At 64.7% G+C, this 13,179-nt stretch carries 13 protein-coding genes; 8 read left to right on the forward strand and 5 right to left on the reverse strand.

The genetic code is table 11. The features are described 5' to 3' along the window. The first annotated feature begins 123 nt into the window (after nucleotides 1-123). On the forward strand, nucleotides 124-357 hold the full coding sequence (locus LXM94_RS14585) for a hypothetical protein (RefSeq protein WP_235772196.1): 234 nt from the start codon (nucleotides 124-126) through the stop codon (nucleotides 355-357). Nucleotides 358-505: 148 nt separating this feature from the next. Here the strand turns inward: LXM94_RS14585 and LXM94_RS14590 are convergent, their stop codons facing one another. Together LXM94_RS14590 and LXM94_RS14595 are read right to left on the reverse strand one after the other, a co-directional pair. Further along, nucleotides 506-1,123: a PIN domain-containing protein gene (locus LXM94_RS14590; protein WP_235772197.1), complete on the reverse strand. Its 618-nt coding sequence runs from the start codon at nucleotides 1,121-1,123 to the stop codon at nucleotides 506-508. 3 nt (nucleotides 1,124-1,126) lie between these two features. Then, nucleotides 1,127-1,483 (reverse strand): hypothetical protein, encoded by a 357-nt coding sequence (locus tag LXM94_RS14595; RefSeq protein WP_235772198.1) that lies wholly within the window; start codon nucleotides 1,481-1,483, stop codon nucleotides 1,127-1,129. 344 nt (nucleotides 1,484-1,827) lie between these two features. On the opposite strand from LXM94_RS14595, the gene LXM94_RS14600 reads away from it, so the two are divergent. Next, a complete protein-coding gene (locus LXM94_RS14600) occupies nucleotides 1,828-2,055 on the forward strand; it encodes a DUF6471 domain-containing protein (protein ID WP_235772199.1) in 228 nt (75 codons plus the stop codon). 376 nt (nucleotides 2,056-2,431) lie between these two features. Here LXM94_RS14600 and LXM94_RS14605 read toward each other — a convergent pair whose 3' ends face one another. Beyond that, a complete protein-coding gene (locus tag LXM94_RS14605; RefSeq protein WP_235772200.1) occupies nucleotides 2,432-3,148 on the reverse strand; it encodes a Panacea domain-containing protein in 717 nt (238 codons plus the stop codon). A 754-nt stretch (nucleotides 3,149-3,902) separates the two neighbouring features. Between LXM94_RS14605 and LXM94_RS14610 the strand changes: the two genes are divergently transcribed. Together LXM94_RS14610 and LXM94_RS14615 are read left to right on the forward strand one after the other, a co-directional pair. Then, entirely contained in the window at nucleotides 3,903-4,556 is a 654-nt protein-coding gene (locus LXM94_RS14610; protein ID WP_235772201.1) for a thiamine diphosphokinase, read from the forward strand. 3 nt (nucleotides 4,557-4,559) lie between these two features. After that, nucleotides 4,560-6,383, forward strand: coding sequence for an ABC-F family ATP-binding cassette domain-containing protein (locus LXM94_RS14615; protein WP_235772202.1), 1,824 nt, complete (start codon nucleotides 4,560-4,562; stop codon nucleotides 6,381-6,383). A gap of 181 nt (nucleotides 6,384-6,564) precedes the next feature. On the opposite strand, the gene LXM94_RS14620 is transcribed toward LXM94_RS14615, so the two are convergent. After that, entirely contained in the window at nucleotides 6,565-8,487 is a 1,923-nt protein-coding gene (locus LXM94_RS14620) for an adenylate/guanylate cyclase domain-containing protein (protein WP_235772203.1), read from the reverse strand. 106 nt (nucleotides 8,488-8,593) lie between these two features. Next, complete coding sequence (locus LXM94_RS14625) at nucleotides 8,594-10,102, reverse strand: phospholipase D-like domain-containing protein (protein WP_235772204.1); 1,509 nt, start codon at nucleotides 10,100-10,102, stop codon at nucleotides 8,594-8,596. Nucleotides 10,103-10,257: 155 nt separating this feature from the next. Here LXM94_RS14625 and LXM94_RS14630 point away from each other — a divergent pair, with 155 nt between their 5' ends. The 4 genes from LXM94_RS14630 (at nucleotide 10,258) to LXM94_RS14645 (ending at nucleotide 12,931) form a co-directional block, all read left to right on the forward strand. Next, the gene (locus LXM94_RS14630) at nucleotides 10,258-10,803 is read left to right on the forward strand and encodes a sigma-70 family RNA polymerase sigma factor (RefSeq protein ID WP_235772209.1); all 546 of its coding nucleotides are present in this window, start codon (nucleotides 10,258-10,260) and stop codon (nucleotides 10,801-10,803) included. After that, nucleotides 10,790-11,569 (forward strand): anti-sigma factor, encoded by a 780-nt coding sequence (locus tag LXM94_RS14635; protein ID WP_235772205.1) that lies wholly within the window; start codon nucleotides 10,790-10,792, stop codon nucleotides 11,567-11,569. The genes LXM94_RS14630 and LXM94_RS14635 overlap by 14 nt, the downstream gene beginning before the upstream one ends. Nucleotides 11,570-11,599: 30 nt before the next feature. Next, nucleotides 11,600-12,316, forward strand: a complete 717-nt coding sequence (locus tag LXM94_RS14640; RefSeq protein WP_235772206.1) for a Bax inhibitor-1/YccA family protein — start codon at nucleotides 11,600-11,602, stop codon at nucleotides 12,314-12,316. A gap of 285 nt (nucleotides 12,317-12,601) precedes the next feature. Next, the gene (locus LXM94_RS14645; protein ID WP_235772207.1) at nucleotides 12,602-12,931 is read left to right on the forward strand and encodes a hypothetical protein; all 330 of its coding nucleotides are present in this window, start codon (nucleotides 12,602-12,604) and stop codon (nucleotides 12,929-12,931) included. The last annotated feature ends 248 nt before the right edge of the window (nucleotides 12,932-13,179 follow it).

The raw sequence follows: 13,179 nt of genomic DNA on the forward strand, positions 1-13,179 counted from the left end.
GAGCCGCAGATCGTCCCAGTTCTCGTCTTTCATCGGTGAAAGACCCCTTTCATTCGCGCGCCTACATCCGCGCCGCCCGATCGCCTATCTCCGGAAAACCACGGAAAATCAGGAGATCGAGCCATGCTTTACGAATGGATTGTCCTCTTTGAGGCGCTGAACCGCAAGCCGCCCGCAGGTCGCCGCGATCCCCTCGCCGACCCGCTGTCCCGGCCCGAATGGCAGGGCCTCGGCTGGTTCAACCGGCTCGTCGCGGCCGCCGGCCGAGGGCGCGGACCGAAACGCCCGGCGAAAGAGCCCGCCACCCCCTCGACGCGCCCGGCCTGCGCTGCCGCAGGCGCGAAGGGTGCTGCCTGACCATGCCGCCGCAACACCCGTTTCCTCTCCCCGACGAGGGGGAGAGGAAACAAGATCGAGGGCCGGAGCGCGGAGACCGAAGGCTGAACCGCGGAATTGGGTAGCGACTGCCACCAAATCTGCACATGCAGCAGAACTATCGCCGCTGTCACAGACCGAGGTCTTTTCCGGGCCTCTGGATGGCATCCCAAAGTGTGCCGGGCGTAAAGTCATAGCCCAGGCGTATCCATTGCATCACATCGAAGGGGTGTGCGACGATCAGGTTCGCACTTCCGGTCTCATATCTCAGAGCCTGCAGGGGTCTCTGGCCCGATGAGGTGGTGTCCACCACTTGAGTTTCTACCGTGGAAGCGTCCTTGGTCGTGAAATCCTTTAGGTTGTCCGTGACGAGAATGTCGGCCTTGGCGCCAACGGCCGTAGCCAACACGCCTGCATCTTCCACGTCAGACATGGCGAAACGCTCTTCTCCACCCAAAATGAGATAGGGGTCGAGCGCATCTGGGCCGTATCTTGCTATGTCAACAATGGATCCAGAGTAGGCCTTGATTCGATCCTCAGAGTATCCCAGGCGACGGAGCACCGTTTCGAGGGTATCGATCATTTCGAACGAGATGATCAGTTGCGCCCTGTTGGCGATGCCCCATTGTTGACCGCCGACCATGGACACGAGAGCCTGCGTTGCCGTTCCTTTATGACCACGATCGTGCGCCATTATGTTGCCCACGTAGATGTTGACATCCAGGAGCACTCGGACGGGACGATCCATGCGCTACTTCCGATGAGCCGCGGCCCGGCTCAACGCCGTCGCTTCTTCCAGCATGTCAATCTCGCTGCCGGCAAGCTCCGGCCCCCCGAAACGATGCTCGGATGCGAGGTCGTTGGTCGCTTTCTCAAGGCGGACCCTTGCCGCCGCAGCCATCATCTCGCGACCAAGTCTGATAATCGTCTCCTGATCGTTCTGCGCGTTCAATTCGAGCAGGAAATCCCGAACCCCCTTCGGAAGTCCGACAAATACAGTGATCGCGCTGGAAACAGCATTTGATACGGATCTGTTCTCCATCGAGGCCACCATCTTCAATTTCGTGGCGGTCTTCCCATCGACATTCGCCGAAACCGTAGACGACATCGCAGACTCCTATAGAAATGCATCATTTCTATATACACCGGAAGTCCCTGATTGACAACGCGCCTGACGCGGGCCGAACCCCCGTGAACTGAAGAGATAGGGACGGTGGTGGCAGTTGCTGCTCAATACCGCGGATTTGTCGGCGCGCACGGCGCGGCGGCCCACCGCCCCCCCCCGTTTCCTCTCCCCGACGAGGGAGAGTGTGCGGGCTTCTGCCTTGAGGAGGAAATGCTGTGCCATTTGTCATCATTTCCGTTACGTATGTAACGGAAATAGTACATTGACGTAGCGCAGTCAATGGCATATGTCATCATTTACGATACATTTCGCATCGCAGGTGATACATGGTCGAAAAAACGGACTGGGAAATGAAGGCCGCCAACCTCCTGAAGGCAGAATTGAAGCGCAAGGGTATAACCTATGCGCATCTTGTTGAACGGCTTTCCCAACTAGGAATTGACGAGAAAGAGGTGAACGTGCGGAATAAGCTCTCTAGGGGCAAATTCACGGCGGCGTTTATGCTTCAGTGCCTCGTGGCTGCGGGCGTAACACGCCTAGAGATCATCGACTGATTGAGACTTTATGCTGTTTGTCTGCGTAGATTTTAGTCGCCAAAAAAAGATGCCTAAACCGTAGCAGACAACGCAAACTATCGCAGTTGAAATTGACGCAGCCGTCATTGTGCGTCTCAAAGCTTCGCCCAGATTGTCTGTCGTCAATATGTCTTTGGCGACATCGACGGACAGACCAAGCAGAAACGAGCCAATAGAGAACATAGCAGCGCTTACTCTATTAAATGTAGCGATCTGCGATAGTTCGTCATCTGTTACTGGATAATAACAGATAGTCCGATGTTTATAGGATGCTTTGACGGAACTTCCATTCGGCTTTGATGAGCCACCCTCAACCGTCTTTACGCCGCTGCTTATGTTGACCCCTTGAAGGTCTTCAATGCTCGGCGGCTTCCTTTTGCTTTGGCGTGCTGGCTTCGATGTATCGCCCGATTCTGTCGACATAGTGCTCACGAATATGTGCGTCCTGCATCTTTATACCACGAACGCCATCTTCGTATACGCGCTTCCAAGGCGTATCTACTTCGTGCGTCATTTCTCGAAGCTGCCATGCAGAATAATCTTTATAGGACTTCCACACCGTATCCAAAACGATATTGGCTTCCCTGTCGTTATCGGGTACGCGCGGCGTGCTTACTGCCAGGGTTATTTTCCCGTTCGCGTCATCATAATCCACGGTAACCGAGTTGCCCGCTATCGGCCCTGAACCGTAGTGTTTGAATTCATGATAAATCGACGGCACTACCGGACCGTGCTGCCATGCCTCTATTGGCTCGTTAAAGAGCTTTTGGTCTTTTAGCGCCAGATACCAGCCATAAGCGATGTAAATGAGCTTCACGAGCTTGAGAGGGGACAGACGACGTCCATCGGTTGCAGCTCTGTCCAAAAAATAGTTCGCAATGTGCTGTGGTGTGTAGGTCATATTATGTACCAACGATTGTTGGCTGCACCTCCTCCCAAACGGAATAATGCAGCTAACAATCTCCTCCCATTTGTTAGGATAGTGATTCTTAGCGGTCTTGACAAACGAAAACTTTCCTGTATGGCGCCAGCCAATTGAAAAGATTCCTATATTTCTCAAAAACTTGCGCATCTACGCGCATCCGCTCTTGGTGCGTTTGCTACATAAGGCCGCAAAATCAAGATTTAGCGCCAGCTAAGTCTTAGATTTTGTTGGTGAGGGGGCAGCGACGGTGCGCCAGAACAGCCGCCCCCCCATCTGCGATTTCTAACACTTAGCTTGCGCTAAGATGTTGAAATCGCTTCTTCTCCCTCAAGGGGAGAAGAAAAACCGCATCCCCGTTTTCCCCGCCCTGCGAACCTGTGCCTACAATCGTCCCATCCCGTCCACGGATACACCGCAAGGCGTTGCGGCGAGGCGGGGTCGGCGCGGGGCGTGGGAAGAGGACGCGCAGTCCCACGCACCGGGTCCGTGGAAACTGGTCTCCCTCCGGTGCACGGGGGAAGGCGGCGGGGCGTCGGACCGGGCCTGCCGTTTCTTCCCCCACCGCGGCGCCGGGCGTGCCTGTGTGGCACACAAGGGGGCCGGGCACCGGAGGTGCGTCGGCATCGTCCGCCGGGCAACCGGAAACCGACGGCGAACACCCACCGGCCCCGGCTTTCGCAGAGCGACCGAAGTCCGGGCACAAACCGCCGAACGGGGCGCCGCAAGGGGCCATATAAAATTTACTTTACGAGGCAGCTTGCGGCGCCCCGTCCGAGACATTCGACAAACCACGGCGAACCCCGCGCGTGGGCGAAGCGGCTGCGCCGGCGCGGCGGGCGCAAGCCGACGTGCTTCCCAAACTCTTTCCCTTTCCCCGGAACATAGGCTAAGGGCATCGGCCATGACCACGGACCAGACCTTCGTCATCCTTCTCGGCGGCACGCTCGCCGCCACGCCGCGGCTCAAGGCCGCGATCGACGGCGCGCGGTTCATCGCCGCGGACGGCGGCATGCGGCATGCGGCGATGCTCGGCGTCGCGCCGGAGATCTGGGTCGGCGACTTCGATTCCACGCCGGACGATCTCCTTGCCGCCTGGCCGGACGTGCCGCGCCAGCCCTATCCGGCGGCCAAGAACGAGACGGACGGCGCCATTGCCGTCGCCGCGGCGCTGGCGCGCGGCGCCCGCCGGCTGATCCTCGCCGGCGCGCTCGGCGGCGAGCGCAGCGACCATGCGCTGATGCACCTGCTGCACGCCGTCTCGCTTCACGAGGACGGTCTCGACGTGATGCTGACCTCCGGCGAGGAGGAGGCCTGGCCGCTGCTGGCCGGCACGTCGGAGATCGACCTGCCGAACGGCGCGCTGTTTTCCGTGCTCGGCCTGTCGGGGCTCTCCGGCCTGTCGATCGGCAACGTGCGCTATCCGCTGACGGCCTTCGATCTGCCGTTCGGCGCCTCGCGCACCATTTCCAACGTGGCGCAGGGCCCCGTCCGCCTTTCGCTCGAGACCGGCCGGGCCGTCCTCATCGCCCGGCCCTATGACCGTTCAGGAGCCTGACCCGTGGCACCGCCCATCCTCAAACTCGACGACATCACCCTGAGCTTCGGCGGCGCGCCGCTGCTGGCCGGCGCCGGCCTGCAGGTCGAGCCGGGCGACCGCATCTCGCTCGTCGGCCGCAACGGCTCGGGCAAGTCGACGCTGATGAAGATCGCCGCCGGCCTCGTCGAGCCGCAGTCCGGCGAGGTCTTCCGCCATCCCTCCGCCACCGTGCGCTACCTGCACCAGGCGCCGGATTTCGACGGCTACGACACGGTCGCCGCCTATGCCGAATCGGGCCTCGGCCCGAGCGACGATCCCTACCGCGTCACCTACCTGCTGGAGCATCTCGGCCTCACCGGCGCGGAGCACCCCGCCTCGCTCTCCGGCGGCGAGGCGCGCCGCGCGGCACTCGCCCGCGTCATGGCGCCCGAGCCCGACATCCTGCTGCTCGACGAGCCGACCAACCATCTCGACCTGCCGACCATCGAATGGCTGGAAGGCGAACTCTCCGCCAGCCGCTCGGCCCTCGTCGTGATCTCGCACGACCGGCGTTTCCTCGAGAAGGTGTCGAACGCCACCGTCTGGCTCGACCGCGGCCAGTCGCGCCGCCTCAACCGCGGCTTCGCCCATTTCGAGGCGTGGCGCGACGAGGTGCTGGAGGCCGAGGAACTGGAGCAGCACAAGCTCGGCAAGGCGATCGAGCGCGAGGAGCACTGGCTGCGCTACGGCGTGACGGCGAGGCGCAAGCGCAACATGCGCCGCCTCGGCGAACTGCAGGACATGCGCTCGCGCCACCGCGGCCACAAGGGACCGCAGGGCGCCGTCCAGGCGGTCGCCTCCGACGCGCAGGATTCCGGCAAGCTCGTCGTCGAGGCCGAGACGATCGCCAAGAGCTACGGCGAGCGCCTGATCGTCGCGCCCTTCTCGCTGCGCGTCCATCGCGGCGACCGCATCGGCCTCGTCGGCCCGAACGGCGCCGGCAAGACGACGCTGCTCAAGATGCTGACCGGCCAGCTCGAGCCGGATTCCGGCACGGTGAAGCTCGGCACCAATCTGGAGATCGCCACGCTCGACCAGCGCCGCGAGGATCTGAACCTCGAGGACAGCCTCGCCCACCACCTGACCGACGGACGCGGCGAAACGCTGCTGGTCAACGGCGAGCAGCGCCACGTCACCGGCTACATGAAGGAGTTCCTCTTCCAGCCGGAACAGGCCCGCACGCCGATCCGCAGCCTGTCGGGCGGCGAGCGCGCCCGCCTGATGCTCGCCCGCATCCTGTCGCGGCCGACCAACCTCCTGATCCTCGACGAGCCGACCAACGACCTCGACATCGAGACGCTCGATCTGCTGCAGGAGATCGTCGCGGGTTTTGCCGGAACGGTCATCCTTGTCAGCCACGACCGCGACTTCCTCGACCGGACCGTCACCTCCACCATCGCGCCCGCCAATCCGTCCGCGCCCGACGGCCGCTGGATCGAATATGCCGGCGGCTACTCGGACATGATGGCGCAGCGCCGCGGCGCGGAGGAGGACCGGCGCAAGGCGGAGCGCGCCGACAAGGCGAAGGCAGCCGCGACGCCCGCCGCCGCCGCTTCGGTCAAGGCGAAGGGCAAGCTCTCCTACAAGCAGAAATTCGCGCTGGAGACCCTGCCGAAGGAGATGGCGAAGGCCGGGGCGGAGATCGCCAAGCGCGAGGCGCTTATGGCCGACCCCGCCCTGTTCACCAGGGATCCGGCGACCTTCAACCGGCTCGCCGCCGAGCTCGGGACGCTGCGCGCCGGGCTGGCGGCGATGGAGGAGGAATGGCTGGAGCTCGAGATGCTGCGCGAGGAGCTGGAGGGTTAAGCGCGTCGCGTCTATCTGGAGCCATTCTGTTGGCTCAAACGGAGTCGGATGGTCGACCGGCCGGCGCGTGTCGTAGCCATGCCTTACGGCCAAGCCGGCCGGTCGATCAGGCGGCCCGTTTCAGCCAACCCGAAGGGCCGGGCATCTTTCCGCCTGGATCAGAGGCGACACGCTTTAAAGCTCAGGCGACCAGCTCGTAGAGGTCGAGCGCCGTCGCCCGCCCCTTGGCCTGCGCCTGGCCGAGCGAACGGAAGGTGAAGAGGTCGCCGCAGCGCGCCACCACCGCGCCGCTGACAAGGATCGTCGTGCCGTAGTCCTTGTTCATGCCTTCGAGGCGGGAGGCGACGTTGATGGCATCGCCCATCGCCGTATATTGCAGCCGGTCGCGCCCGCCGACGCTGCCGACCACCACGGTTCCGGTATGGATGCCGATGCGGGTGCGGAATTCCGGCAGGCCCTTCTCGCGCTGGCGCGCGTTGAAGACCCGGATGGCATGGCGCAGCGCGAGCGCCGCCCGGCAGGCCTTCTCCGCATGCCGCGGCTCCTCCGCCGGGGCGTTCCACAGCGCGAAGATGGAATCGCCGAGGAACTGGATGATCGTGCCGTCCTCAGCCGTCACGGCGTCGTTCAGCACGTCGAAATAGTCCGACAGCATCGCCACCACCTCCTCCGGCGAGTGCTGCTCGCTGATCGTGGTGAAGTCGTAGATGTCGGTGAAGATCGCCGTCACCTCCTGCCGCCGGCCGGAGCGTCCGAGGAACTCGCCCGATTCCATGCCCTTGCGCACCAGTTCCTTCGGCACGTAGAGCGCGAAGGTGAAGATCGCGTCGCGCGCCCGGTTCATCGCGCTGCCGAGGGTGGAGATCTCGCGGATATGGGTCGGCACCTCGATCGCCGTGCGGAAGTCGAGGTCGTGCAGCCGGTTCGCGCTCGCCGTCAGGTGGTTGAGCGACTTGGTCACGAGATGCGAGAAGAGGATCGTGCAGACGACCGCGATGATGACGATCGCCGCGGCGACCAGCAGGGCCTCCACCAGCGCGCTGCGCGCCTCGACGGTCAGTTCGTCGAGCGGCGCGGCAACCACGATGCGGTCGCCCGAAAAAAGCCGCACCCCCTCGATGGGCGACGCCCGGACGAGCAAGGTCCGGCCGTCGATATGCGCGAATTGCGCCTTCGCGGTCGGCGGCGGATGATCCTGCAGGTAGGTCATCAGCGCATCGGCCCGGGCGAAATGCACCGGATCGCGCTCGCGAAGCTCGGCAAGCAGCCGGCTCATCACGGCGCCGTCCGAATGGATGATCGGCCGCCCGGCCGCATTGACGATCACGGCGACGGTTCCCTCGGTGAGCCGCTCCGCCGACAGGAACCGGATCGCCGTGTCGATCACCACGTCGGCGCCGATGACGATGTTGCGGTCCTGCACATGGGATTGCGAGACGCTCATGCCGAGCGCGCCGGTGGCGGCCATCTCGTAGGGGCCCGTGACGGCCGGCCCGGTCCGGCTGACCGCCGCGATGTACCAGGGCCGGTGCGTCGTGTCGAAATCGGTCGGCGCCATGCCGCGGCCGGCGATCCGCTGCCCCTTGGAATCGAGAAACAGCAGGCGGTGCATGAACCGCCCCTCGTCGTCCGACTCGATCAGCCGGACGGCAACCGCCGCATTTTCGGGAGCGCTCAGCACGCGCTGCCAGGAAGGGCTCGACAGGCCGATGGCATGGAAGAAGGACCCGTTCGGATAACCGACATAGATGCCGTCGAGATAGGGCGAGCGGCGGATGCCTTCGAGCAGGATGGCGATCTTGTCGTCGAGCCGCTCGGACGGCGGGGAAAGGAAGGCATTGCCGACCGAGGCGATGACGCCGACCAGCGTCTCCGCATCGCCGGAAAGAATCGACAGCCGGCCGCGCAGCCGGTCGGCGAAATCGGCCATGTCCTCTTCCGCGCCGCGGATCGCCGTGTTCCAGGCGCGGTTGTAGCCAAGCGCCATCAGCGCGCCGGAGACCGCGAGCAGCATCGCGATCATCACAATGGCAAAGAGCGACCGGAGCGATCGCCGCCACACACGCTTCGGCGCCTCCCTTTCGGGAGCCTCTTCACGCGACATGTTTACCCTCGACGGTTCGACACCCTCGCCACCCGCTTCCGCGGTACTTGAACTTGGTCAAGGGATCAAGGTGAATTGACGCGGGAAGCCGGGACAGCACGTCGCTTCAGCGGCGCGTCCGTGCGCCGTGCCGGATGCGCCTGAGCAGCATGCGCAGCGGCCTTGGCGGCCGTTCGGGATCGAGGAAGGCGTTTTCCGTGAACGGCTCGGCAAGCGCGGCCACCGTCTTCGGCCGCAGCGGCACGAGCGAACGGCCGGGGCTGCGCAGCCGCTCGACGGCCGCGACGAGCGATCCGCCGGCCTCATCGAGCGCCCGGTCCAGACGGGCCGTTTCGACCCCGAGATGCTCGGCGAGCAGGCCGTTGCGAAAGCGGGCGATCTCGCGGTGGACCGCCGCATCGGCGGTGTCCCCGGATGCTTCGATCGCCAGGTCGCATTCCGTGTCGAAGCCCATGGAGCGGTTGTTGAGATTGGAGGAACCGACCCGCAGCAGGCGGTCGTCGATGACCAGGATCTTGGCGTGCACATAGATCGGCACGCCGGCCGCCGTCACCGGGCTGAAGATGCGGAACCGCCCGTGCACATCCGCCTCGCGCATGAAGGCGACGAGCCGGGAGCGTCCGGTATCCATGGTGATCTCCTCGAGAAAGCCCTCCGAGGTCTCGGGGTTCACCACCACCACGTCCGGTCCGTCGGCCTCGCGGAGGCGCGCCGCCAGCGCCTCGGCAATGCGGCGCGAGGCGAAATACTGGCTTTCGACATAGATCGAACGGCGTGCCGCGGCGATCGCGTCGAGATAGAGCGCCTCGATTTCGCGGACTTCCGCGCAGTCGCCGTGCTCGGGAAGCGTGCGGGCGATGGCGACGGGGACGGCATGGAACATCGGCACGATCCCGTCCGGCCACAGGGCGTCGCGGGCGGGCGGCGGAACGATCGCCTCGCCGGTCGCCGCCTGCCAGCGCCGGCGCGCGAGGTCGCCGAGCGCTGCGGCGACCTCGCCGTCGACGACCACCGTCGCGTCGTGCCAGGGGTCGTATCGCCGGCCGCTCGGCCGCCGCCGGCGCGGATCCCTGTCGCGGTGCGCCCGCGTGTCCCAGCGGTCCGTCGTCATGTCGATGCCGCCGCAGAAGGCGAGGCGATCGTCGACGACGACGATCTTCTGGTGGTGCGCGGCGCTCATCGGATGCATGCCGTCGAGCTTGAAATGGATGCGTCGGCTCGTGATCCAGTCGAGCATGGCGAGCGGCGTCGTGCCGCGCCCGAGCGCGAGCAGCGCGCCGGTATCCCATTTGAGCACATAGACCTCGACCTCCGGGCGGTGGCGGTCCAGCCAGCGCAGGAAAGGGCCAAGCTTGTTCGGCCCCTCGAGCGTCGGCGCACCCGGCTCGAAGGTCATGCGCGTGTCGAAGTCCCAGCCGAGGAGGTAGATGCAGTGTTTGGCGGCCAGCATCGCCTGCTTCGCCGCCACGAAATAGTCCGCCGCGTCGACGATCACGGCCGCCCGGTCGGCCGTCTCGATGCGCCAGCAATTGCGCCCCTCCACGAGGATCGAGGCCTCGCCGGCGCTCCGCGCCATGTCCGCCCCCTCTCCGCGCCGCGGCAGATCACCCCCCATGCACTCCTCCCGAACCGGGCGGCCACCCCGGTCGCCGCGCGCGCAAACGACCGGAAGAAACGCGCAGCGGCGAAGGGCGTTCCATTGCAGCACCGTCCGGCAAAAAAATTCCCGGGCGATGGAAGCGGAAGCCGTCGGCTGACGTATACTCCATGATGACCCGGAAGACCGACAGTTTCGACGTGATCGCGCAGCTTGCAGCGCTGCGGCGCTACGCGCTCTCGCTGGTCCGCAACGCGGACGAGGCGGAGGACCTGGTGCAGGACGCGCTGACCCGCGCCTATGAGCGGCAGGCGAGCTTCCGCACCGGCTCCAATCTGCGCAACTGGCTGCTGTCGATCGTGCACAACGTGCATGTCGACCGCCTGCGCCGCCGCCGTTCCCTGGAGCGCCGGCACGAGGCGGCGGCCGAGATCGCGGACCATGCCGTTGCACCGAGCCAGGACCATTCGGTCCGTCTCGGCCAACTCCGCGGCGCCTTCTTCGCGCTGCCGGAGGACCAGCGCGAAGCGCTGCACCTCGTGGCGATCGAGGAGCTTTCCTACCGGGAGGCGGCCGACGCGCTCGCCATTCCGGTCGGCACGCTGATGTCGCGCATCGCGCGCGCCCGTGCCCGCCTGCGCGCCCTCGAACAGGACCTGCCGGCCGGCACCACTCCCCATCTCAGGCTCGTCGGAGGCAACGGCGATGACCAGCAATGACCCCATCCTCGAATCGGACCTCAACGCCTATGTCGACGACCAGCTCGGCGTCGGCCGACGCATCGAGGTCGAGGCCTTTCTCTCCGAGCGGCCGGCGATCGCCGCGCAGGTCATGGCGGATCTGAGGGTTCGCGACGAACTGCGCCTGGCGCTTGCCGACCACCGCGCGCCGGCCCCGACCCGGCCGGCAACCCGCGAGGCCGCCCGCCTGCTGGAACGCTCGCTGTCCCGCCGGCGGTTCGTCACCCTGTTCCGCAGGGTGGCGGCCATCGGCCTCTTCGTTGGCGCGGGCTGGATCGGCCATGCCCTTCTCGGCCCCTTCGGCGCGACCGAGGTGGTGGCCTCTACGCCGCCGCCCGCCTTCGTCGAGGAGGCGGTGCGGGCACACAGGACGACGCTGATCCGCGGATCGATGACGTCGCAGCCGGAAGCGACCGTCTTCGACCCGGCCGACATCCGCTCGGCGACGGCGATCGTCCTGCCGGACCTGCCGAAGGGCTGGACCGTCGTCGACACGCAGGTCTTCCCCTCCGCCTACGGACCGAGCGTCGAGATGGTGCTGGAGCCGCGGCGCGGCGAACGCCTGTCGCTCTTTGCCGTCCGGCCCGGATCCTTCGCCGTCCGGCATGTGCTGCTCTTCCGCTCGGACGGCGCGGAAGCCGCCTACTGGCAGATCGGCGACGTCGCCTATGCGCTCGTCTCCGAAAGCGGCGCGACGGGCGATCTGACGAAAACCGCGCGCGACCTTTCGCGCACGCTCTACTGACACAACCTTCCATCCAGCAAGGAGCTCACAATGGAACCCGTACAACAGCGTTTCGGCTACGGCGCGCAGGCACAGTCCGGCGCCCTCTTCGACGAGGGCCTGCGCCAGCACATGCTGCGCGTCTACAACTACATGGGCGCCGGCCTCGTCATCACCGGCCTCGTCGCCTTCATCGTCGGCTCGACGCCGGCGCTCTACGTGCCGATCTTCTCCACGCCGCTGAAGTGGGTGGTGATGCTGGCGCCGCTCGCCTTCGTCTTCTTCTTCTCGTTCCGCATCCAGTCGATGTCGGCGAGCACCGCGCAGATCACCTTCTGGGCCTTCTGCGCCGTGATGGGCCTGTCGCTCGCCTCGGTCTTCCTCGTCTTCACCGGCACGAGCATCGCCCGCACCTTCTTCATCGCGGCAACGATGTTCGGCGCGACGAGCCTCTACGGCTACGTGACGAAGCAGGATCTCTCGAAGGTCGGCTCGTTCCTCATCATGGGCCTGATCGGCGTCGTCATCGCCTCGATCGTCAACATCTTCCTCGGCTCGAGCGCGCTGCAGTTCGCGATCTCGGTGATCGGCATCGTCGTCTTCGTCGGCCTCACCGCCTGGGACACGCAGAACATCAAGCAGCAGTATGCCGAGAACTTTGACGAGGACTCGCAGCAGAAGCTGGCCGTCTTCGGCGCGCTGTCGCTCTATCTCAACTTCGTCAACATCTTCCAGCTCCTGCTGAATTTTACCGGCGAGCGGGAATAGGAAGAACCGGAAAGACCCCTGCATGACGAAGCGCCCGGCAGTTCGCCGGGCGTTTTCCATGTGGATGACCGTCCAGCCAGGTTGAGAGGCGCCGCGCTTTCCCCTGCGATTGGGCACAAGGACCGCCGGTAACCTCGGCCATCTGTTGACGGGGCGCGCGGCCGCTCCGTCCGGATTGAATAGGCCGGTCGGCCAATCCGTGACCTGTTGCGAAGATGGGATGACGAGGTTGTTTCTCCGGCCGGGTGCTTCAGCGCCGCGTCGGCGGGACGCGGTCGGGAAGACTTGCAATGGCCTGAGGCGATCGCTAGGGCTGGTGGTCTTGAGATAGAAGCCGTCACCGAGTTGTTGGCTGAGCATGCATTGGTGGCGCCTGCCAACTTTGCGTCGCGGGATGTTGCGCAGGCAATGATCGACGCTCGCGGGAAGGAAATCACACAGAAATCCACACGCTCAGTGAAGCGCGTGTTGGGATTGTCGCCGATCGATATTGCGAAAGCAATGCAAGCTAACGAGATCGCCGACGACATCCGAGGAGTCATTGAAACCCTCGTTGAAATGTGCGCCCCATTGGAATTGGCTGCGGCTTCAGGCCTGGCCGAAGCCGCCGCATGAACAAATGAGGAGAGACGCCGCTGATGGAAGATGGGGTTCGCACACTTTACCCAATCGGAAACCTTGTAACCCGACGGTAACCGCGCCTCTCTGAGCCGCTTCAGCCCAGCGCGACTTCAACCGTGCCAAAACGCACAAAAGCCCCGGCACGGACCGAGGCTTCGAAGGACTTGTGCCCTTCCCGAGAGATGGGTGACAGTTCATTCCGGATAGATGGGTTACACTTTCGGCCCTTTGCGAGGAGAGCA

Source organism: Rhizobium alarense (assembly GCF_021555155.1).
Classification (GTDB): domain Bacteria; phylum Pseudomonadota; class Alphaproteobacteria; order Rhizobiales; family Rhizobiaceae; genus Rhizobium_D; species Rhizobium_D alarense.

What these genes read in the sequence shown, in the direction of transcription:
- LXM94_RS14635 (WP_235772205.1), top strand. Translation starts at nt 10,790, where the DNA reads ATGACCAGCAATGACCCCATCCTCGAATCGGACCTCAACGCCTATGTC.
- LXM94_RS14585 (WP_235772196.1), top strand. Translation starts at nt 124, where the DNA reads ATGCTTTACGAATGGATTGTCCTCTTTGAGGCGCTGAACCGCAAGCCG.
- LXM94_RS14605 (WP_235772200.1), bottom strand. Translation starts at nt 3,148, where the DNA reads ATGCGCAAGTTTTTGAGAAATATAGGAATCTTTTCAATTGGCTGGCGC.
- LXM94_RS14630 (WP_235772209.1), top strand. Translation starts at nt 10,258, where the DNA reads ATGACCCGGAAGACCGACAGTTTCGACGTGATCGCGCAGCTTGCAGCG.
- LXM94_RS14625 (WP_235772204.1), bottom strand. Translation starts at nt 10,102, where the DNA reads ATGGGGGGTGATCTGCCGCGGCGCGGAGAGGGGGCGGACATGGCGCGG.
- LXM94_RS14640 (WP_235772206.1), top strand. Translation starts at nt 11,600, where the DNA reads ATGGAACCCGTACAACAGCGTTTCGGCTACGGCGCGCAGGCACAGTCC.
- LXM94_RS14600 (WP_235772199.1), top strand. Translation starts at nt 1,828, where the DNA reads ATGGTCGAAAAAACGGACTGGGAAATGAAGGCCGCCAACCTCCTGAAG.
- LXM94_RS14620 (WP_235772203.1), bottom strand. Translation starts at nt 8,487, where the DNA reads ATGTCGCGTGAAGAGGCTCCCGAAAGGGAGGCGCCGAAGCGTGTGTGG.
- LXM94_RS14590 (WP_235772197.1), bottom strand. Translation starts at nt 1,123, where the DNA reads ATGGATCGTCCCGTCCGAGTGCTCCTGGATGTCAACATCTACGTGGGC.
- LXM94_RS14595 (WP_235772198.1), bottom strand. Translation starts at nt 1,483, where the DNA reads ATGTCGTCTACGGTTTCGGCGAATGTCGATGGGAAGACCGCCACGAAA.
- LXM94_RS14610 (WP_235772201.1), top strand. Translation starts at nt 3,903, where the DNA reads ATGACCACGGACCAGACCTTCGTCATCCTTCTCGGCGGCACGCTCGCC.